This window comes from Pseudomonas sp. NFX1, from assembly GCF_051123555.1.
GTDB lineage: Bacteria > Pseudomonadota > Gammaproteobacteria > Pseudomonadales > Pseudomonadaceae > Aquipseudomonas > Aquipseudomonas capeferrum.
Genome location: NZ_CP169366.1, coordinates 549,799 through 569,748 on the forward strand (window position 1 = coordinate 549,799; position 19,950 = coordinate 569,748).

Here is a 19,950-nt window from a genome sequence, read left to right on the forward strand (position 1 = left end):
ATAACCCTTAGAAATTGTCAGTGGAGGTGAACACGCCGACCCGCAGGCCTTCGGCGGTGTAGATCTCGCGGCCGTCGACGCTGACCGAGCCATCGGCGATGGCCATGTTCAGCTTGCCCTTCAGGACGCGCTTGATTTGAATGTTGTAGGTGACTTTCTTGGCGGTAGGCAATACCTGGCCGAAGAATTTCACTTCGCCCGAACCCAGCGCGCGGCCGCGGCCCGGCAAGCCTTGCCAGCCGAGGAAGAAGCCGACCAGCTGCCACATGGCGTCCAGGCCCAGGCAGCCCGGCATGACCGGATCGCCTTCGAAGTGGCAAGCGAAGAACCACAGGTCCGGATTGATATCCAGCTCGGCGACCAATTCACCTTTGCCGTACTTGCCGCCTTCTTCGCTGATATGGGTGATGCGATCGACCATCAGCATGTTCGGCGCGGGCAGTTGCGCATTACCTGGGCCGAACAGCTCACCGCGACTGCAGCGCAGCAGGTCTTCCCGAGTAAAGGCGTGTTGTTTGGTCATGCGAGCTCCTCAATAACCCCCTGCGGCAGGGGATGAATCTTCCCGGCCGGCCCGAAAAGCGATGACTCCGGGGCGGCAGCCTACAGGTAGACTATTGCGTTGTGGTGAAAGTCACAGTGCACCAGACGAAAGAAGTACAGGTGTGCACTGAAACGTCTATTTTCAGGCCCGAAGAAGGTCCTGTCCAGTCCTTAAGACTGCCGCACTTTAGCATTTATCGCCAGTCGCGGTTGTCTGACCGGGTAACCAGCGTTGCAGCACGCGTTGCAGTTCGGTACGGCGCAAGGGTTTGCTCAGGTAATCGTCCATGCCGGCGGCCATGCAGCGCTCACGATCACCCTCCAGGGCGTTGGCGGTCAAGGCGATGATCGGCAGGTGCATGCCGTTGGGCAGCAGGCGGATGCGCTGGGTGGCTTCATAGCCATCCAGGTTCGGCAGGCGGCAGTCCATCAAAATGGCGTCGAAGCGTTGCTGGCTGACCTGCTCGACTGCCTGGAGGCCGTCTGCCGCCACGCTGACTTCAAGCCCCAGGCTGCGCAACATGGCTTCTATGACATTCTGATTGACCAGGTTGTCCTCTACCAGCAGCACCCGCTCGCTACCGGCCAGCGGCCGCTGCTCGCGCACCGCTGCGGGCAGTTGCACCGGGGCAGCTGCGGCCAGGGCCAAGGGCATTTCCAGGGTGAAGGTCGAGCCCAGGCCCTCGCGGCTTTCACCGCGCAGCTTGCCGCCCATGCGTTCGGCCAGGGTACGTGCGATCGACAGGCCCAGGCCGGTGCCGCCATAGCGCCGGGAAATCGAACTGTCGGCCTGCTGGAAGGCGACGAACATCATTTCCAGGCGGTCGCTGTCGATGCCGATGCCGGTGTCGCGCACGCTGCAGGTGAACCAGAGCAGTTGTCGGTCCAGTACCTGGCAACGCGCCTCGACCTGCACCTGGCCCTGCTCGGTAAACTTCAGGGCATTGCCGACCAGGTTCAGCAAAATCTGCCGGATCCGCGTCGGGTCGCCGTTCACCCTCAAGTGTTCGATGCCTTCGGCCATGTGCAGGTGCAGACCGAGGCCGCGTTGCTGGGCGCTGTGCTGGAACGATTGGACGCTGCTGGCGATCAGGTCGCCGAGGTTGAAGTCGATGCGCTCCAGCTCCAGCGCCGTGCGCTCGATGCGCGAGAAGTCGAGAATGTCGTTGATGACCTTGAGCAAATGCCCGGTGGACTCGGTGGCAACTGCGGTGTAGTCGGCCTGTTCGCTGGTCAGTGGGGTGGTTTCGAGCAGTTGCAGCATGCCCAGCACGCCATTCATGGGGGTGCGCAGCTCATGGCTCATCATCGCCAGGAAGTCCGACTTGGCGCGGTTGGCCTGTTCGGCCTCTTCACGCGCCTGGGTCAACTGGGCGATGGCTTGCTTTTGCTCGTCACTGGCTTGCTCAAGGGCGCTGGCCAGGTTGTTGATGTGGCGCGCCAGATGGCCCAGCTCGCTGTCATCGACCACCGGCAGCGGGGTGTTGTATTCGCCTTGCTGAATAGCCTTGACCGCATGGCCCATGTCGCTGATGGGCTTGGCCAGGCTGACGGCCAGCCGCCGCGCCAGCAGGAAGGTGAACAGCAGGGCGAACAGGGCCAGGATGCCCGCCTTGATGACGATTTCCTGCTGGCGCTGGCTGAAGGCATCGTCGGACATGCCCACGATCACCCGCCCCAGGTAGTCGTCACCGATGGCCGGGGAAGAAACCTTTCCCGGCTGCAGGAAGTCGGTGTCCAGGCGGATCTGCTGGAGGCGGATCGGGGCCTGGAACACTTCCACCCGCTGCGCCCGATTGGCGCTTTCGTCAGACTGCTCGACGTAGACCAGGATGTGGTTACGGCTGTCCTGTACCTCCAGAAAGCGTACGTGTGGAATGCTCAAGGTGGCGCGCATCAGCCCTTCGAGCACTTCGTTGTTGCCCGAGATCACCCCGTATTCGGAGGCCGGCGCCAACTGGTTGGCGATCAGCTGGCCGGTGTGGTTGAGCTCCTGGCGCAAGTCCTGGATCCGCACGAAGGTGAAGAAACTGATCAGCAGCAAGGTCAGCAGCAGGGCGGGGCCGAGGCTGATGATTTGGGTGCGGGTGTGGATGTCCCAGCTCAGGCGTCTGCTCATGGGGTGGATTCTCCTTCGGCCAGGGCCTTGGCGGCGGCGTTCGGATCGATGGGTTCAAGGCCCAGGGCGCGTGCCACTTGCTGGTTGCCACTGACGCCGTAGCGCGCGGGGTAAAGGCTGCGCGGCCAGCGTGCCGGCGGCTGGTCGAGCAAGTGGTCGAGCACCGCCAACCAGTCGTCCTGGTCGCTGTAGGTGCTGGCCAGGGCGCCTGCGCGAACAAAGCCTGCGTTCGGGCCGATCAACGCCATTTGCCGCCCATAGCTGCTGAGCAGCAGGTTTTTTGCGGTCTTGGGGTTGTACAGGGCGGAGTCGTCCAGGCCTAGCAGCACGTCGCTGTTGCCCAGCAGGTATTGCAGGGGCCGGCTGTCACGCGGGTCGGGCCAGTCCTGGGCAATGATCTCCAGGCCCAGGGGGCGGGCGGCATGGCGAAGCTCATCGAGCAGAAAGGCACTGTGCTTACCGTAAAGCACGCCGATGCGTTGTGCTTGTGGCAGCAGGTAGCGCGCCAGGCGCAGTTGGCGGGCCAGCGGCGGGTCGCTCCACAGCAGGGTAAGGAAGGCGGGGCGTGACTTTCCCAGGCGCTGTTCAGCCTGTACCCGGCTTACCCGCATGGCCAGTGCCGGCGGCCCGGCGCTTTCACTCAGGCGCCACTCCAGTGCGGCACGGTCGAGCAGCACCAGACGCTGATCGGCCTTTAGCCGACCTGGGCGCGGCAAATCGGCCGTGGTCTGGAAGCGCACTCGATCCTGCGGGCGATGGCTTTCGACTGCCGCGACGAAGCTGCGAATGCCGGGCTGGTCTTCGCCACCGACCAGCAGAATATCACTGGCCCACAGCGGCCCCAGGGGCCATAGGCAAAGCAGCAGCAGGCGCAGCAGGCGGGCCATCAGAATTCCAGCTCCGCACTGACGCTCAGGCGATGGCGGCTGTCGTAACGGTTTTGCAGTGCGGTAGTCGGCTCATCGTCCAGGCGTTGCTGCCACAGCGCTGCCAGTTCCAAGTTGCTGCCCTGTACCCGGAAACGCTTGGCCACGCGCAGGTCCAAACGCTCGTAGCGGTACTGGTTGAGGGCATCGTCACCGTAGTAGAAAAGCGCGCTCGACCAACCAGCGCCCCATTCGCGCATCCAGCCTGCCGAGCCGCTGTTGCGGGCGCTGAGGCGTCGGTCGTCGGGGTTGCTGGCCCAGGCATCGACGTAGGCGTAGGTCACACGCAGGCGGTCGCGCAGGGTGGGGCGCCAGTCCAGTTGCGCCTCGCTGCCGGTGAAGCGGGCCTTGTTGGCGTTGCTGGCGATGTACTGGTTGTTCTTCAGCGGCTCGCTGATCATGCCGGTGATTTCGTCGTAGAACACCTTCACATCCATGCTCAGGTCGAGGTCGCTGAAGTAGCCGTTGTAGCCCAGCTCGCGCGAGCGCATGCGCTCCTGGTCGAGGTCGCCCGGGCCGCGCGTCTTGACGAAATACTCACCGTGTTGCTGGCCAAACGCATTGGGGCTGAGGTTTTTGACCGTGTAGCTCCAGTTGACGTTGTTCTCGAACATGTCGGGTGAGCGCACCGCCTCGGAATACACCGCACGCAGGCCATGGCGTGGGGTGATCAGGTAGTTGACCGCCACGCGTGGGGTCAGCGAGCTGCCGGACAGGCGCGAGTCCTCGAACATCGCGCCGCCCTGGATGATCCAGTGCTCATCGGCGCGCCATTCCAACTGGCCGAACAGGCGCCAGGTCTGGTCGTCCAGGCTGCCGTTGAAATAGGTCTGCGAGTCGGCGCGGTCATAGCGGTAGTTCATGCCGCTGAGCAGGCGCAGGCTGTCGGTCAGGCTCAGGGTGTCCTGGATTTCCAGGTCGTAGCGGGTTTCGCGGGTGCTCTGGTCGACATCGCCGCAGACCACATTGCGCCCGCCCTCGCTGTTCCACTGGGCCTGGATGGCTTCGACCAGGGCCTGTTCTTCGGGGTTGCTGCTGCGCGGGGGGTTGTTGGCGCCGCGCGCCACCAGCTCGGCAAAGTTCGGGTTGAGCTGCCACAGCCGGGTCAGCTCCGGGCTGAACGACAGGGCCGCGTCGCAGGCACGCCAGACCTGCTGGCGGTCGAAGTGCTGGGCCGAGCCCTGCACGTACAGGCTGTGATCGGGGTTGAAGTCGATGTTCCAGCGTACCGAACCTGCGTAGTCCTTGGCATTGACGTCGGCGTTGTCGCCCCGCTGGGTCACATAGGGGAACACCGGCTGGTAGGTGTAAGGCCGCTGGTTGCTGCCTTCCTTGGCCGCCAGTTGCCATTCCAGGGTCTGGTCGGGGGCCAGGCTATGGCTGGCGCTGAGGTTGAAGCGGGTGAGGCGGCGGCTGTCGCGGTAGTCCTGGCCGTACTGGTCCTTGTCGAAACCATCGTCCTGCTGGCCCGACACCGACAGGCGCATGTCGCCGCCGTCCCAGCCGAAGCCGTGGCTGGCGTAGAAATCGTTGATGCCGTCCTGGCCACGGGTGACCTTGAGGCGCGTGCCATGGCTGTCGGCGGGGTTGCGGGTGAGGATATTGACCACGGCCATCAGCGCGTTGGCGCCATAGCTGACCGTGTTGGGGCCACGGAATACCTCGATGCGCTCGATATCCTCCATGGCCAGCGGGATGTCGCTCCAGTCGACCGTCGCCAGGCCTGCGCGGTACACCGAGCGGCCATCGATCAACACCTGCATGCGCCGGGCGTCGTTGACGTTGCTGCCATGGTAGTTGACGGTCGGCTGGTTGCCGGCGCCGTAGCCGATCATCATGCCGGGCACCAGGCGCAGCAGTTCGGGGATGTCGCGGGCACCGCTGGCGCGGATCAGCTCGCTGTCGAGCACGGTCATGCTGCCGGGCACCGCCGCCGGGGATTGTTTGAGCCGGGTGGCGGTCAGAACCTGCGGCAGGTCGGCGTTGTCGATGAACAGATCGTCGGCCATGGCCGGGCCGCCGAGCAAGGCGGTCAATAGTAGAAGACGCGGGTAGGGGGGCGTGCCAGGCAACACGGTACGACCTTGTTTCAGAGATGAAACAGGCATGTTAACCGACCGTGGGGCTTTTGCCAGTGATCTGGCTGGGATCTGATTGCCCTGTCTGTGCAATCTGCGTTGCTAGCCTTGGCGCATGGCAGGCGAGCCGTATAATGCCCTGGTCGCCACTTAACTTTTGGCTTTAACGGATTGGATATGACTGAACAGCAACCTGTTGCAGTTCTGGGCGGCGGCAGCTTCGGCACCGCCGTGGCGAACCTGCTGGCGGAAAACGGTGTACCGGTGCGCCAGTGGATGCGCGACCCGGAGCAGGCCGAGGCCATGCGCGTGAACCGCGAGAATCCACGCTACCTCAAAGGCATCCGCGTGCACGATGGGGTCGAGCCGGTCAATGACCTGCTGGCTACCTTGCAGGCCTGCGACCTGGTCTTCGTCGCCTTGCCGTCCAGCGCCTTGCGCAGCGTGCTGGCGCCGCATGCTGCGTTGTTGCGTGGCAAGGGCCTGGTCAGCCTGACCAAGGGCATCGAGGCGCAAAGCTTCAAGCTGATGAGCCAGATCCTCGAAGAAATCGCCCCCGAGGCCCGCATCGGCGTGCTGTCGGGGCCAAACCTGGCCCGCGAGATCGCCGAGCATGCACTCACCGCCACGGTGGTCGCGAGCGAAGACGAAGCGCTCTGCCAACGGGTGCAGGCCGTGCTGCATGGGCGCACCTTCCGCGTCTACGCAAGTGCCGACCGCTTCGGCGTCGAGCTGGGTGGCGCGCTGAAGAACGTCTACGCCATTATTGCCGGCATGGCCGTGGCGCTGGGCATGGGCGAGAACACCAAGAGCATGCTGATCACCCGTGCCCTGGCCGAAATGACCCGCTTTGCCGTGAGCCAGGGGGCCAACCCGATGACCTTCCTTGGCCTGGCCGGGGTCGGTGACCTGATCGTCACCTGTTCATCGCCCAAGAGCCGCAACTACCAGGTAGGTCACGCGCTGGGGCAAGGCTTGAGCCTGGAGCAGGCCGTCAATCGGCTGGGCGAAGTCGCCGAAGGGGTGAACACCCTCAAGGTGCTCAAGGCCAAGGCCCAGGAAGTGCAGGTATACATGCCGCTGGTGGCAGGCCTGCATGCCATCCTGTTCGAGGGCCGTACCTTGAACCAGGTGATCGAGCACCTGATGCGCGCCGAGCCGAAGACCGACGTCGATTTCATTTCCATCAGCGGTTTCAATTGAGCCGTCCGCGGCCCTGATAAAGCAAGGAGCGAGTCATGAACGATACACCCGAACGCGCCCAGCGCGAGTCGATCATCCTGCGGGTACTGTGGATGCTGGTGTTCCTGGTGGTCTGGCAATTGGCCGAACTGCTGCTGGGCGGCCTGGTGCTGGTGCAGTTGATCTACCGCCTGGTGTACGGCGCGCCCAGCGCCAGCCTGATGAACTTCGGTGACAGCCTTAGCCAGTACCTGGCGCAGATCGGCCGCTTCGGCAGCTTCCACAGCGACCAGAAACCTTGGCCGTTCGCCGACTGGCCAGCACCCCGTGCGCCAGAAGGCGAAGCACCGCATGCCGTGGCACCGGCGCCGCACCCGGTGCGTGACGAAGAGCCCAAGCTGTGAAACTGTGGGTGCTGCGCCACGGTGAGGCGGAGCCGCGGGCCAACACCGACGCCGAGCGGCGCCTGACCAGCCATGGCCGCGAGCAGGTGCTGCACAGTGCCGCGCGCCTGCTCGGGCAGCCGTTGCAGGCAATCATCGCCAGCCCATACGTGCGTGCCCAGCAGACGGCTGCCCTGGTGCACGACACCTTGGGTTTTGCCGAACCTGTGCGCACCGTGCCCTGGTTGACGCCGGAAAGCGACGTGCAGCAGGTAATCGGCGAAATCGAACGGCTGGGCCTGGAGCACGTGCTGCTGGTCAGCCACCAACCGCTGGTGGGGACGCTGGTCGGTGCCCTTGAACATGGTCATCTGCAGCAACCGGCGGCCATGAGTACCGCCAGCCTGGCGGAGCTGGAGGGGGACTGGCCGCTGGCCGGGCTGATGAGCTTGCGCGCACTTAACGCGCCGTCCTGATGCCTGGCAACTGGCATTATTGTCAGTTGCCGCTTCACTTGGCAGCTTGCTAGCGTTGCTCCATCGGACGGGTGGATGGCAGGGAGCGATTGATGAAAGGGCAGATGCAGGCGTTGTTACGCTCCGTGGACTTGCAGCCCACCGTGGACAAGGTGCAGGAAGGCGAGTTGCTCGACTTTGCCCAGTACAGCCTGCTGCGCGATTCGGCCGACGCCAAGCTCTATCATCTGATGGGCAAGGTGCGTGGCCATCACGGGCTGGAAGCCAACGCCAGGCAACAGGGCGAGGAAGACCTGCGTGCCCTGCAAGAGGCCTGCCTGCGGGTTTCCCACTTGCTGCAGACCAGTTGCCTGGCATTGCGCAGGCTGCAGCTCGACTACCAGGACCAGCGTCTGGCCCGCGAAGTGCTCGAGAGCCAGTTGGCCTACATGCAGGCCTGCCTGCAACGTTCACTGGTCAGTCTGGATCGCAGCAGATGACCTGATAGCCCTCGCCGATGACCTTTCCAAACATTGCCGAGCGGCCTCGCGATGCAGACAATGGGCCATCATCCCCGTCCGGACCAGGCGCCATGTCGCAGCACATCTTCTTCGCCCACGCCAATGGTTTCCCGTCTGCCACCTATGGCAAGCTGTTCGCCGCCCTGGCGCCAGACTATCAGGTCCGCCACCTGGCCCAGCATGCCCACGACCCGCGCTTCCCGGTGAACGAAAACTGGCAGAACCTGGTCGATGAGCTGCTGCACCATCTGGCGCAACAAGACGCGCCGGTTTGGGCGGTGGGCCATTCGCTGGGCGGGGTGCTGCACCTGCATGCCGCCTTGCGTTGCCCCGAGTACTACCGCGGGCTGGTCATGCTCGACTCGCCAGTGCTGACCCGCGCCGATCAATGGTTGCTGCGCACGGCCAAGCGTTTTGGCTTCATCGACCGTATCACCCCGGCAGGCCGTACCTTGGGGCGCCGCGAGGCGTTCGCCGATCGCGACAGCGCACGGGACTACTTCGCCAGCAAGCGCTTGTTCCGGCATTTTGACCCCGATTGCCTCGAAGCTTATCTGGAGCACGGCCTGGAGCCTGCCCAGGATGGCTTGCGCCTGCGTTTCGACCCGGCTACCGAGATCAGTATCTATCGCAGCATCCCCCACGCAAGCCCTGCGCCTGCCCGGCAATTGCAGGTGCCACTGGCGATGGTCCGCGGTGAGCGCAGCAACGTGATCCGCCGTCATCACGCGCTGGCGGTGCGCGGCATGGCACAGGGTGAGTACCACAGCGTGCCGGGCGGGCACATGTTCCCGCTGGAGCGCCCGACCGACACCGCCAGCTTGATCAAGGGCCTGTTCGACCGCTGGAGCCAGGCATGAGCGCGCACATGCAGGAAATCCGCTTGAGCCTGGGCCATATCGAGCTGGCTGCTCACCTGTTCGGCCCCGAGGACGGGCTGCCGGTGATCGCCCTGCACGGCTGGCTGGACAACGCCAACAGCTTCGCCCGCCTGGCGCCGCGGCTGCAGGGCCTGCGCATCGTCGCCCTGGACCTGGCCGGGCATGGTTACTCGGAGCATCGGCCCCTCGGGGCGGGTTATGCCCTGGCCGACTATGCCCACGATGTGCTGCGGGTTGCCGAGCAGTTGGGGTGGCAGCGGTTTGCCCTGCTGGGCCATTCGCTGGGGGCGATCATTTCGGTGCAACTGGCGGGCGCCTTGCCGGAGCGCATCAGCCACCTGGCGCTGATCGACGGGGTCATCCCACCCACCGGCGCCGAGCAGGACGCAGGCGAACGCCTGGGCATGGCATTGCAGGCGCAGTTGCGCCTGGACGGCAAGCGCAAGTCCGTTTACCCGGCGCTGGAGGAGGGCGTGCAGGCGCGTATGAAGGGCATGGTCGCGGTCAGTCGCGAAGCGGCCGAGCTGTTGGCCCAGCGTGGGCTGATGCCCGTGCCGGGTGGTTACAGCTGGCGCAGTGACAGCCGCCTGACCTTGCCATCCCCTACACGCCTGAGCCACGCCCAGGCCATGGCCTATGTCAGGCGGGTGAGTTGCCCAGCCTGCCTGGTGGTGGCTGCCGATGGCATGCTGGCGCGCCACACCGAGTTGCTGGAACAGCTACCCTTTGAGCAGGTGACGCTGCCCGGTGGTCATCATCTGCACCTGAACGATGAACAGGGCGCGGCCCTTGTCGCAGACTGTATCAATCGCTTCTTTGGCTTTGCTTGACTTGCACCGGACAAGTGCCGAGGCTTGGCGGGTTGAACAGGGAGACAACCATGCAAATGCCAGACACGCTGGACCATAACTTCGGTGCCAAGCACCGACTGGGCTGCCGATGAGCGCGCCCGTTACCCTCCGCACCACCTTCGCCGCCTGCCTGATGCTCGCCAGCCCGTTGCTGTGGGCCGACAACCTGCCCGTCCCCGTGGACGCCAAGGTGGTCGATCAACGCCCTGCAGTGGAGCAGGAGCGCGTCTACCCCATGGGGCCCTTGCGCAAGATCAGCGGCCGCCTGCGGGTCGATGACAAGGTCGAAAGCCGTGGCCAGGTCAGTTCGGTCACCTATGAACTGCCGGTCGAGCGCAGCGCCCGCGAAGCGTTCACCAGTGCTCGAGAAGCGCTGCAACACGACGGCGGCTACCCGCTGTTCTGGTGCCAGGGCCGTGATTGCGGCGAGGCCAGCCTGTGGGCCAACGATGTATTCGCCAATGCCCGTTTGAACGGCGGTGACGAGCAGCAAGCGTTCATTCTGTTGCGTCGCTCGGCCGAACAGGCCGACACCCTGGTCGCCCTGTACAGCGTCACCCGTGGCAACCGCCGCGCCTACCTGCATGTCGAGGAGTTCGTCGCCGCCAGCCCGCTTGGCGAGTTGCTGCCGACCGCCGGCACGGTGCTGCGCGAAATGCGCGACACCGGCAAACTCGACTACCCTGACCTGAGTACGCCGCAACCGGCCTGGGTGGCCCTGCTTGGGCGCAGCCTGAACCTGGACAGCACCCTGCGGGCCAGCCTCAGTGGCGCCAACGCCGAGGCCTGGCGCGAGGCCTTGGTCAATGCAGGCGTGCGCAGCAGCCGCCTTGAAGTCGGTACCGCAGCCACCGAAGGCCTGCACCTGGAACTGATCCGTTGAATGAGCGTCACCATGGCCAATAATGACCGCCTGCTGGTCCAGATCGTGCTGCTGGCGCTGCTCGGTGCTGCCCTGTGGGTCATGGCACCGTTTATTTCGGCGCTGCTGTGGGGCGCCATTCTGGCCTTCGCCAGCTGGCCGCTGATGCGCTTGCTGACGCGCGTGCTGGGTGGGCGCGAAACCCTGGCGGCGAGCCTGCTGACCACGGCCTGGATCCTGATCGTGGCCTTGCCGCTGGTGTGGCTGGGGTTCAACCTGGCCGACCATATCCGTGATGCCACGGCGTTTGTCCGTGACGTGCAGGTCGATGGCCTGCCCGATGCACCGGCCTGGCTCGGCAGCGTCCCCTTGGTGGGGGAGCGCATGGTCAACTGGTGGCAGTCGCTCGACCAGCAGGGCGCGGCGCTGATCGCGTCGATCAAGCCTTACCTGGGCCAGGTGGGCAACTGGTTGCTGGCACGTAGCGCACAGATCGGCAGCGGCGTGCTGGAGCTCACCCTGAGCCTGGTCTTCGTGTTCTTCTTCTACCGTGACGGCCCGCGTTTGTCGGCGTTCGTGCTGCGCCTGCTGCAGCGCTTGACGGGGGACCGCGCCGATTATTACCTGGAGCTGGTTGCCGGCACCGTGCAGCGGGTAGTCAACGGTGTGATCGGCACCGCAGCGGCCCAGGCCCTGCTGGCGCTGATCGGCTTTCTGATTGCTGGCGTGCCGGGGGCGATCGTGCTTGGCCTGGTGACCTTCATGCTCAGCCTGATCCCGATGGGGCCGCCGCTCGCGTGGATCCCGGCGACGGCCTGGCTGGTGTGGAAGGGGGATTACGGCATGGCGATCTTCCTGGGCATTTGGGGCACCTTCGTCATCAGCGGCGTGGACAACGTGCTCAAGCCCTACCTGATCAGCCGAGGGGGCAATCTGCCGCTGGTGATCGTGCTGCTCGGGGTGTTCGGCGGGTTGATCGCCTTTGGCTTCATTGGCCTGTTCATCGGGCCGACCTTGCTGGCGGTAGGGTACAGCCTGCTGCTGGACTGGAGCCGCAACGCCGAGCAGCAGACGCCGTAGGCGCGGCCTTGCGAGGGGCCGCGCCTGCAGCAGTTGCTAGTACTTCCACGTCACCGAAGCCGTCAGATTGCGTGGTGCGCCAAAGTTGGTGGACCCCGCCGACTGGTACAGCGACAACAGGTATTTCCTGTCGAAGACGTTGTTCAGATTCAGCGAAGCGCTCCAGTTTTCGTCAAACGTGTAGCTGCCCATCAGGTCGACCAGGGCGTAGGCGCTTTGCCGAACGCGGCTGTTACCATCGGCCTCGGTCGCGCTTTGCCACTGCACCCGGCTACCTACGCGCGCTTGCGGCATGCCGGGCAGGCGGTAGGTGACACTGCCGCGCAGCGTGTGGCTTGGCACGTATCGACGGGTTTTCTCGCCGTCGTCATCCTCGATGTGCACGTAGGTGTAGCCTGCGGCCAGTTCCACACCTGGCATCGCCTCACCGGAAGCTTCCAGCTCCACACCCCGGCTGTTGTTGTCTTCGCCACGGTAAGCGTACTGGCCGTTGATGATCTCGCCAGTGGTCACCGCCACGTTTTGCTGCTCGGTCTTGAACACTGCTGCAGTGACGGTGAGCCGATGATCGAGCAGGCTGCCCTTCACGCCCACTTCAGTGCTTTTGCCTTCCAGCGGTTCGATCACGCCCCCGGCCGAGCTGCGCAGGTACTGCGGTTTGAAGATCTCGGCCCAGCTTGCATAAAGGCTCCACTGATCATTCAAGTCGTAGACCAGCCCGGTATAGGGCGTCACCTTGCCGTGCACCCGGGTGTCGTGCGCCGCACCATAGCCCATGCCCTCACCGTCGGCGCTGAGCATACGGGCACCGGCGATCCAGTGCAGGTCGTCGGTCAGGCTGAAGCGCGCGCCGGCATACAGGCTTTTCTGGCGGTCGGTGAAATGCTGGGTATTGAGCTCATCGGTGTACGTCAAAGGTGGTTTTACGACTGCCCCGGCAAGTGCGTCGGCAAGGCTGACGATCTCATTGCCGGAGGCGTTGCGGTAGTAGCCGCGCTCATCGTGGCGGCTGCGGCCATAGTTGGCGCCCAAGGTCAGTTCATGCTGGCGACCCAGCAGCGCGAAAGGCCCAGACAACTGTGCTTCGCCGGTGAGCTGATGCTCGGTGCTGGTGGTTCGGTTGATGTAGGCAAACACATCGTCGGCGGTGGCGGGGATGGCATAGAGCATCTGGGTGTCCTGATGCTGATTGGTCCCGGTCACGGTGACCTTGCCTTTCCACCCCGCGCCAAAGTCGTGCGCCAGCTCGGCAAACGCCCGTTGTGTGTGGATGTTCCAGTAGGTCCAGGGTTGGCCGATGCTGGCGCTGCGGCTGCTGTAGTGGATGGGATTGCCCGCGTAGTCGGCCATCGGCAGGGCACCCCAGGTGCTGCCGTTGGAATCGCTCTTCTGTTCGGAAAACCCGACGGTCAGGGTGTCGGCGTCTGACAGGTCGAAGGCCAGCAGGCCTGCTGTTACATTGATTTCGTGGCTGTAGCGATCAAGGTACGAATTGCCCTTGTCATGGGCGTAGATGAAGCGCCCGCGCACCTTGCCGCTGTCACTCAGCGGGCCGCTGACATCGACGTCCACCCGGCGGTTGTCCCATGACCCGACACTGGTGTTGAGCCTGGCCTGGAAGCTGTCGGTCGGGCGCTTGCGCACGAAGTTGACCGTGGCAGACGGGTTACCTGCGCCGCTCATCAGGCCGTTGGCGCCATGCAGTACATCGATCTGCTCGAATTCGGCCAAGTCCTGGTCACCCAGTAGCACACCGGATGAGAAGGGCATGCCCATGCCGTCGTACTCGAAGTTGTCGATGGTGAAACCGCGCGAGGTGAAGGCGGTGCGGTCGGTCTCGAACTGTTCGACAGTGACCGTGGGGGCGTTGCGCAGTGCATCTTTCACACTGTTGAGCTTGAAATCGTCAATCTGCTCGCGGGTAACGGTCGACACCGCCTGTGGGGTTTCCCGGTTGCTCAGGCCCAGGCGCGTGGTGCTGGAGGCGGGTTTGCCCTGATAGCCAGGGCGCTGTTCATCAGCCTGGGCCAGTTGATAATGGACCTGGGTGGGCGCCAGCAGCACTTCGTTGCCCTGGCTCTGCGTCTCGCTGGGCACCAGGTAGAGCGTCGCCGCGTCGGTGCGGGCGAAGTTGTAGCCACTGCCTTGCAGCAACCTGGCCAGGCCCTCTTCGGCCGAGAAACGGCCTACCACGGCGGGGCTGCGCAGGGTTGCATCGACGTTGCCGTCGAGCAGCACGTTCTGCCCGGATTGTTGGCTGAACACCAGCAACGCCTGGCGTAACGGCTGTGCCGGGATGTTCAGTGACAGTTGCTGCATCGACCTCGCAGGGGCCTGCCCAGGTGCGGCCTGCGCCTGGAGGTTACCGACCAGCAACGTGCAGGCCAGTGCTGCGCCCAGTGCCTTGCGCTGCCAGTGTGGATGAAGTGTGGTGTGCAGTTTGTGTCGGTTGGCCATTCAGGCGTGCCCCATGCAGTACGGATATGCGAATAAATCTCAGTGCCGTTAAGACGCATGGGGCATCGGAATGTCTGATGGCGCTTTGAAATTTTTCAGGCGGGGTAGATCAGCGTGACCAGGTCGGTGTAGCGCGTGGTGCGTACGGCAAGGGCCCGGGACAGCACATCGAGCATCTGGTCGGGGTGGTCGAGGTTGAGAATCAGGCTCACGCGTCGGGCGGCCAGTTGCTTGTCCATGATGAAAATCCGGCCCTTGCGCCAACGCTGCAGTGCATCGACCACGGTCAGCAGTGGCTCATTGAAGAACACCAGCCGGCCATTGCGCCAGGCTAGCATCTGCGCCAGCTCCGCACGCTGTATGTCACCCGTCGCACGGGCGCTGAAACTGAGCGAAAGGCCTTCTTCCAGCTCTGTCTGCTGCCCGGCCGTCAGCACTTGCACACGCCCTTGGCTAACCGCCACCAGCCCCGCGTCGTTTTCGCACGACACGCAAAACTCGCCTTCACGGGTGTGCAGTCGCCCAGCTTGGGTGTTGATACTGAACTCACCCGCAGCGCTCGGCCTAACCCTGAAAAACGCTTGGCCGTGAAGCAGCTCGACTGCCCGGCGGGTCGCTGAAAAGTCCAGGTTCATCGCCGTGTGGCCGGCCATTTCGACCGTCGAGCCGTCGGGCAGGTACGCGATGCGGCGTTCGCCCACGGCGGTGCGCAGGTCGGCGAACGGTGAGTCCATGCCGTTCAGCCACAACGTGCCGGCGCCTGCAGTCACTGCAGCAGCACTGGCGGCCAGCCCCAGGCCGACGAAGCGGCGCCTGGACAGGCGTGACGGGGCCGCAGGGGCAGCGCGTTGGGGTTGCAGCAGCAGCGCCGAAGCGGCCCACAGGTTTTCAAGTTCGGCATAGGCCTGGGCATGGCGAACATCAGCGGCCATCCACGCCGACCATGCCGCCCGTTGCTCAGGTGTGGGCGCACCGCCGTGGAACAGCGCAAACCAGGCGTTGGCCTGGTGGCTGATGTCATCGGCAGCGGTGTGATCCATCGGCTCCGGCTTCACTGGGACATGCCCTGTTTCAACAATTCCAGTGCCTTCACCATACGGCTGTACGCCGTCTTGGGGGAGATGCCAAGCCGTGTACCGATGTCGGCATAGGTCATGCCTTCGACCCGTACCATCAGGAACACCTCGCGGCACGGTGCAGGCATGTTCTGGATCACGGTGTTCAGCGCGGCCAGTTGCTGATTGGCAATGGCGGCCTGTTCCAGCGTTGCGCTCGGCTGGGCCGTCGCGTGCGCTTCCTGCGAGTCGAGCGGCTCGCTCTTGCGGTGTTGCTGACGGCGGGTGTGGTCGATGAACAGGTTGCGTGCGCTGGAAAACAGGTAAGCGCGAAAGTTCTCGATGCGGCTGCGGCCCATCTGCTCGGAAAGCCGTATGAATGCGTCCTGGGTCAGGTCGGCGGCGGTTTCCTTGCAACGCAGGCGGCGGTCCAGGTACTCCTGAATCTCCTCGCGATGGGCGAGGTAGAGTGCCTTGAGATCTGAACCGGACATGGGGCCACCTTAGCGGGCGTGTGAACGAGGGCGGCAAAATAGCACAAATGAGAATTGTTTTGATTGGTGTTTTTCGCGCGTCACCTCGCGTTTTTACGCATTCTTTATGCCTTACCTCACCCCTCGATCTCGCCCCTTTACGCCCCTCCCTCGGACAATTCCCTCAAAGCGGCCCAAGCCGCACCACGGGGAGCTTCACACATGAACATGCTCGACGGGCTGTCACTGCTGCTGGCAGTGGCATTGGCTATTTACCTGCTGGTGGCGCTGCTGCGCGCCGATCGCAGTTAGGGAGTGGCCATGCACAGTTACGACTTTGCCTTGTTACTGGCGTTTTTCGTCATCGTGCTGCTGCCGGCACCTTGGCTCGGGCGGTTCTATTACAAGGTGATGGAAGGCCAGCGCACCTGGCTGTCACCGGTATTGGGCCCGGTGGAGCAGGGCTGCTATCGGTTGGCGGGCGTTCACGCCGACCAGGAGCAGAACTGGAAGCAATACACCCTGGCCTTGCTGGCCTTCAACCTGGTCGGGTTCCTGCTGCTGTTTGCCGTGCTGTTGCTGCAGGGGTATCTGCCGCTCAACCCACAGCACCTTCCCGGCCAGGAATGGTCGCTGGCGTTCAACACCGCCGTGAGCTTCGTTACCAACACCAACTGGCAGGGCTACAGCGGCGAGGCGTCGGTCAGCTACCTGAGCCAGATGCTCGGCCTGACTGTGCAGAACTTCGTCAGCGCCGCCACTGGCCTGGCGGTACTCGTGGCCCTGTGCCGCGGCATTGCCCGTCGTTCGACCGCCACCCTGGGCAATTTCTGGGTCGACATGACCCGTGCCACCCTCTACGGCCTGCTACCGCTGTGCCTGGTGCTGGCGCTACTGCTGGTCTGGCAGGGCGTGCCGCAGACTTTTGCCGACTACGCTCATGCGCTGACCTTGCAAGGCAGCGAGCAGACCATTCCGCTTGGCCCGGCGGCCAGCCAGATTGCGATCAAGCAACTGGGCACCAACGGTGGTGGCTTCTTCGGCGTCAACTCGGCGCACCCGTTCGAAAACCCCAGTGCCTGGAGCAACCTGTTCGAGGTGGCCTCGATCATCCTCATCCCGGTGGCGCTGGTGTTCACCTTCGGCCACTACGTGAAGGACCTGCGCCAGAGCCGGGCGATTCTGGCCTGCATGCTGAGCCTGTTCCTCATCGGTGGGGCTACCGCGTTGTGGTCCGAACACCAGCCCAACCTGGCACTTGAAAGCCCACAGGTTCAACAGAGCGCGCCCATGGAGGGCAAGGAAAGCCGCTTCGGCACCACCGGCTCGGTGTTGTGGACGGTGACCACCACCGCTGCCTCCAATGGCTCGGTCAATGCCATGCACGACAGCCTCAACCCGCTGACCGGCATGGTCGCGATGGTCAACATGATGGTGGGTGAGGTGATCTTCGGCGGTGTGGGCGCGGGGCTCTACGGCATGCTGTTGTTCGTGCTGATCGCCGTGTTCCTGGCCGGCCTGATGATAGGCCGCACGCCGGAGTACCTGGGCAAGAAGCTGCAGGCGCGTGAAGTGCAGTTGCTGGTGGCGACCTTGCTGGTGATGCCGGTTGGCGTGCTGGTGCTGGGCGCCATCGCCGCCAGCCTGCCGGGCCCGGCGGCTGCGGTGAGCAACCCGGGTGCCCATGGCTTCAGCCAACTGCTGTACGCCTACACCTCCGGCACCGCCAATAACGGCTCGGCGTTTGCCGGTTTCGGTGCCAACACGGTGTACCACAACCTGATGATCGGCCTGGCCATGCTCATCGGCCGCTTCGGTTACATCCTGCCGATACTGGCCCTGGCCGGCAGCCTGGCGGCGAAAAAGAGTGCGCCCCAAGGGCTGAACAGCTTCCCCACCCACGGACCGCTGTTCACCGGCCTGCTGCTGGTGACCATCCTGCTGGTGGGGGGCCTGACCTTCCTGCCGACCTTGGCCCTTGGGCCGATTGCCGAACACCTGAGCCTGGGCTTCTGAGGAGCCGACCATGAACATGCCCATTGCTGATGTAAAAGCCCCTCGCAACGCCAAGGACCAGACCCGCTTCGCCGCGCTCTGGCGCCCGGCCCTGGTCCAGGCCTTCGTCAAGTTGGACCCGCGCCAGCTCAAGCGCTCACCGGTCATGCTGGTGGTTGCCCTGACTGCGGTGCTCACCACCGTGCTGTGCATTGCCCCTGGCAGTGGCGTGAGCACGGCTGTTGCGGTGCAGATCGCCTTGTGGCTGTGGTTCACCGTGTTGTTCGCCAACTTCGCCGAAGCCCTGGCCGAAGGCCGAGGCAAGGCCCGCGCCGACAGCCTCAAGGCGGGGAGCCAGGGGCTCACCGCCCAGCGTCGCGACAGCGCGGGTGTATTCCAGACGGTCGCCGCCACCGCGTTGCGCAAGGACGACGTGGTCAAGGTGGTCGCCGGTGAACTGATCCCCGGCGACGGCGAAGTGCTCGAAGGCATCGCCGCCGTCAACGAGGCGGCCATCACCGGCGAGTCTGCCCCGGTAATTCGCGAGTCCGGCGGCGACCGCTCGGCGGTGACCGGCAACACGCGGCTGGTGTCCGACTGGCTGCTGATCCGCATCACCAGCAACCCGGGCGAATCGACCCTGGACCGCATGATCGCCTTGGTCGAGGGGGCCAAGCGGCAGAAGACGCCTAACGAGATTGCCCTGGATATCCTGCTGATTGGCCTGACCCTGATCTTCCTGGTCGTGGTGGTGACCTTGCAGCCGTTCGCCCACTTTGCCGGCGGTAGCCTGCCGTTGATCTTCCTCGCCGCGCTGCTGGTGACGTTGATCCCCACCACCATTGGCGGCCTGCTGTCGGCCATCGGCATTGCCGGCATGGACCGCCTGGTCCGGCTCAATGTCATCGCCCGCTCCGGCCGCGCGGTGGAAGCCGCTGGCGACGTGCATACACTGATGCTCGACAAGACCGGCACCATCACCTTCGGCAACCGCCGTTGCAGTGCCCTGCATGCTGCCACCGGGGTAACCGCCAAGGAGCTGGGCGAGGGCGCCTTGCTCGCTTCGCTGGCCGATGACACCGCCGAAGGCAAGTCGATCGTCGAGTACCTGCGTCAGTTGCACGACTTTGTCGAACCGGTCGCCGGGCAGTTCGAAGCCATTGCCTTCAGCGCCGAGACGCGCCTGTCAGGTATCGACTTCCAGCAGCATCGCTACCGCAAGGGCGCGGTCGATGCGGTGCTGGCCTTTGTCGGCATGCAGCGCCTGGAAATGCCCGCCGCGCTGGCCCGCGAGGTCGAGCGGATTGCCCAGAGTGGCGGCACACCGCTGCTGGTGTGTGTCGACAAACGCCTGCTTGGGGTAATCCACCTCAAGGACGTGGTCAAACCGGGTATTCGCGAGCGCTTTGCCGAGCTGCGCAAGCTGGGCATCCGCACCGTGATGGTGACCGGTGACAACCCGCTGACCGCCGCTGCCATTGCCGCCGAGGCGGGGGTCGACGACGTGCTGGCCGAGGCCACCCCAGAGAAGAAACTGGCGCGGATCCGCCAGGAGCAGAACGACGGCCGCCTGGTCGCCATGTGCGGCGACGGCGCCAACGACGCCCCGGCGCTGGCCCAGGCCGACGTCGGCATGGCCATGAACGATGGCACCCAGGCGGCCCGCGAGGCGGCCAACATGGTCGACCTGGACAGCGACCCGACCAAGTTGCTGGATGTGGTTCAGGTCGGCAAGGAACTGCTGGTGACCCGCGGCGCCTTGACCACCTTCTCGATTGCCAACGACGTGGCCAAGTACTTCGCCATCCTGCCGGCCTTGTTCGCCGCCATCTACCCGCAGCTGGGCGTGCTCAACCTGATGCACCTGGCCAGCCCGCAGAGCGCGATCCTGTCGGCGATCGTGTTCAACGCGCTGATCATCATCGCGCTGATTCCGTTGGCCTTGCGCGGTGTGCGGGTGCAGGCGGCGAGCGCGGCCCACCTGTTGCGGCGCAACCTGCTGATCTACGGCCTGGGCGGCATCATCGTGCCGTTTGCCGGGATCAAGCTGATCGACATGCTGCTCAATGCCCTGCACCTGGTCTGAGGA

Annotated in this window: 18 protein-coding genes; 11 read left to right on the forward strand and 7 right to left on the reverse strand. The window is 64.5% G+C overall.

Annotation, left to right across the window (positions count from 1 at the left end; all coding sequences use genetic code 11):
* Positions 1-7: 7 nt before the first annotated feature.
* The 4 genes from fabA to DJ563_RS02430 all read right to left on the reverse strand — a co-directional run bounded on the left by fabA (position 8) and on the right by DJ563_RS02430 (position 5,696).
* On the reverse strand, positions 8-523 hold the full coding sequence (gene fabA / locus DJ563_RS02415; protein ID WP_033699257.1) for a 3-hydroxyacyl-[acyl-carrier-protein] dehydratase FabA: 516 nt from the start codon (positions 521-523) through the stop codon (positions 8-10).
* Between the two features lie 207 nt (positions 524-730).
* Positions 731-2,662, reverse strand: a complete 1,932-nt coding sequence (locus DJ563_RS02420) for an ATP-binding protein (protein ID WP_434518744.1) — start codon at positions 2,660-2,662, stop codon at positions 731-733.
* On the reverse strand, positions 2,659-3,549 hold the full coding sequence (locus DJ563_RS02425; RefSeq protein ID WP_274099314.1) for an ABC transporter substrate-binding protein: 891 nt from the start codon (positions 3,547-3,549) through the stop codon (positions 2,659-2,661). The genes DJ563_RS02420 and DJ563_RS02425 overlap by 4 nt, the downstream gene beginning before the upstream one ends.
* A complete protein-coding gene (locus DJ563_RS02430) occupies positions 3,549-5,696 on the reverse strand; it encodes a TonB-dependent receptor plug domain-containing protein (protein ID WP_434518745.1) in 2,148 nt (715 codons plus the stop codon). Before DJ563_RS02430 ends, DJ563_RS02425 begins: the two co-directional genes overlap by 1 nt.
* 147 nt (positions 5,697-5,843) lie before the next feature.
* Between DJ563_RS02430 and DJ563_RS02435 the strand changes: the two genes are divergently transcribed.
* The 8 genes from DJ563_RS02435 (at position 5,844) to DJ563_RS02470 (ending at position 11,881) form a co-directional block, all read left to right on the forward strand.
* On the forward strand, positions 5,844-6,869 hold the full coding sequence (locus DJ563_RS02435) for an NAD(P)H-dependent glycerol-3-phosphate dehydrogenase (protein WP_274099316.1): 1,026 nt from the start codon (positions 5,844-5,846) through the stop codon (positions 6,867-6,869).
* Positions 6,870-6,904: 35 nt separating this feature from the next.
* Positions 6,905-7,252, forward strand: coding sequence for a DUF4389 domain-containing protein (locus tag DJ563_RS02440; RefSeq protein ID WP_027592856.1), 348 nt, complete (start codon positions 6,905-6,907; stop codon positions 7,250-7,252).
* Positions 7,249-7,707 (forward strand): phosphohistidine phosphatase SixA, encoded by a 459-nt coding sequence (gene sixA, locus DJ563_RS02445; protein WP_033699251.1) that lies wholly within the window; start codon positions 7,249-7,251, stop codon positions 7,705-7,707. The genes DJ563_RS02440 and sixA overlap by 4 nt, the downstream gene beginning before the upstream one ends.
* A gap of 104 nt (positions 7,708-7,811) precedes the next feature.
* Positions 7,812-8,186 carry a hypothetical protein gene (locus tag DJ563_RS02450; RefSeq protein ID WP_434519686.1) on the forward strand — a complete coding sequence of 125 codons (375 nt, stop codon included), beginning with the start codon at positions 7,812-7,814 and terminating at the stop codon, positions 8,184-8,186.
* A 92-nt stretch (positions 8,187-8,278) separates the two neighbouring features.
* On the forward strand, positions 8,279-9,067 hold the full coding sequence (locus DJ563_RS02455) for an alpha/beta fold hydrolase (RefSeq protein WP_434518746.1): 789 nt from the start codon (positions 8,279-8,281) through the stop codon (positions 9,065-9,067).
* Positions 9,064-9,918 carry an alpha/beta hydrolase gene (locus tag DJ563_RS02460; protein WP_274099318.1) on the forward strand — a complete coding sequence of 285 codons (855 nt, stop codon included), beginning with the start codon at positions 9,064-9,066 and terminating at the stop codon, positions 9,916-9,918. The genes DJ563_RS02455 and DJ563_RS02460 overlap by 4 nt, the downstream gene beginning before the upstream one ends.
* A gap of 109 nt (positions 9,919-10,027) precedes the next feature.
* Positions 10,028-10,822, forward strand: a complete 795-nt coding sequence (locus tag DJ563_RS02465) for a DUF4892 domain-containing protein (RefSeq protein ID WP_033699247.1) — start codon at positions 10,028-10,030, stop codon at positions 10,820-10,822.
* A gap of 12 nt (positions 10,823-10,834) precedes the next feature.
* Entirely contained in the window at positions 10,835-11,881 is a 1,047-nt protein-coding gene (locus DJ563_RS02470; RefSeq protein ID WP_033700174.1) for an AI-2E family transporter, read from the forward strand.
* 36 nt (positions 11,882-11,917) lie between these two features.
* Here the strand turns inward: DJ563_RS02470 and DJ563_RS02475 are convergent, their stop codons facing one another.
* From DJ563_RS02475 to DJ563_RS02485, 3 genes are all read right to left on the reverse strand, one after another.
* Positions 11,918-14,338, reverse strand: a complete 2,421-nt coding sequence (locus tag DJ563_RS02475) for a TonB-dependent siderophore receptor (protein ID WP_274099319.1) — start codon at positions 14,336-14,338, stop codon at positions 11,918-11,920.
* Between the two features lie 95 nt (positions 14,339-14,433).
* Positions 14,434-15,378, reverse strand: coding sequence for a FecR family protein (locus tag DJ563_RS02480; RefSeq protein ID WP_434518747.1), 945 nt, complete (start codon positions 15,376-15,378; stop codon positions 14,434-14,436).
* A gap of 11 nt (positions 15,379-15,389) precedes the next feature.
* The gene (locus DJ563_RS02485) at positions 15,390-15,887 is read right to left on the reverse strand and encodes an RNA polymerase sigma factor (RefSeq protein ID WP_033699241.1); all 498 of its coding nucleotides are present in this window, start codon (positions 15,885-15,887) and stop codon (positions 15,390-15,392) included.
* Positions 15,888-16,088: 201 nt separating this feature from the next.
* Between DJ563_RS02485 and kdpF the strand changes: the two genes are divergently transcribed.
* Genes kdpF through kdpB form a run of 3 tightly spaced genes read left to right on the forward strand, consistent with a single transcriptional unit; the run spans position 16,089 to position 19,947 of the window.
* Entirely contained in the window at positions 16,089-16,178 is a 90-nt protein-coding gene (gene kdpF, locus DJ563_RS02490; RefSeq protein WP_033699240.1) for a K(+)-transporting ATPase subunit F, read from the forward strand.
* A gap of 9 nt (positions 16,179-16,187) precedes the next feature.
* Positions 16,188-17,882 carry a potassium-transporting ATPase subunit KdpA gene (gene kdpA, locus DJ563_RS02495; protein WP_434518748.1) on the forward strand — a complete coding sequence of 565 codons (1,695 nt, stop codon included), beginning with the start codon at positions 16,188-16,190 and terminating at the stop codon, positions 17,880-17,882.
* 10 nt (positions 17,883-17,892) lie between these two features.
* The gene (gene kdpB / locus DJ563_RS02500; protein ID WP_434518749.1) at positions 17,893-19,947 is read left to right on the forward strand and encodes a potassium-transporting ATPase subunit KdpB; all 2,055 of its coding nucleotides are present in this window, start codon (positions 17,893-17,895) and stop codon (positions 19,945-19,947) included.
* Positions 19,948-19,950: the final 3 nt, after the last annotated feature.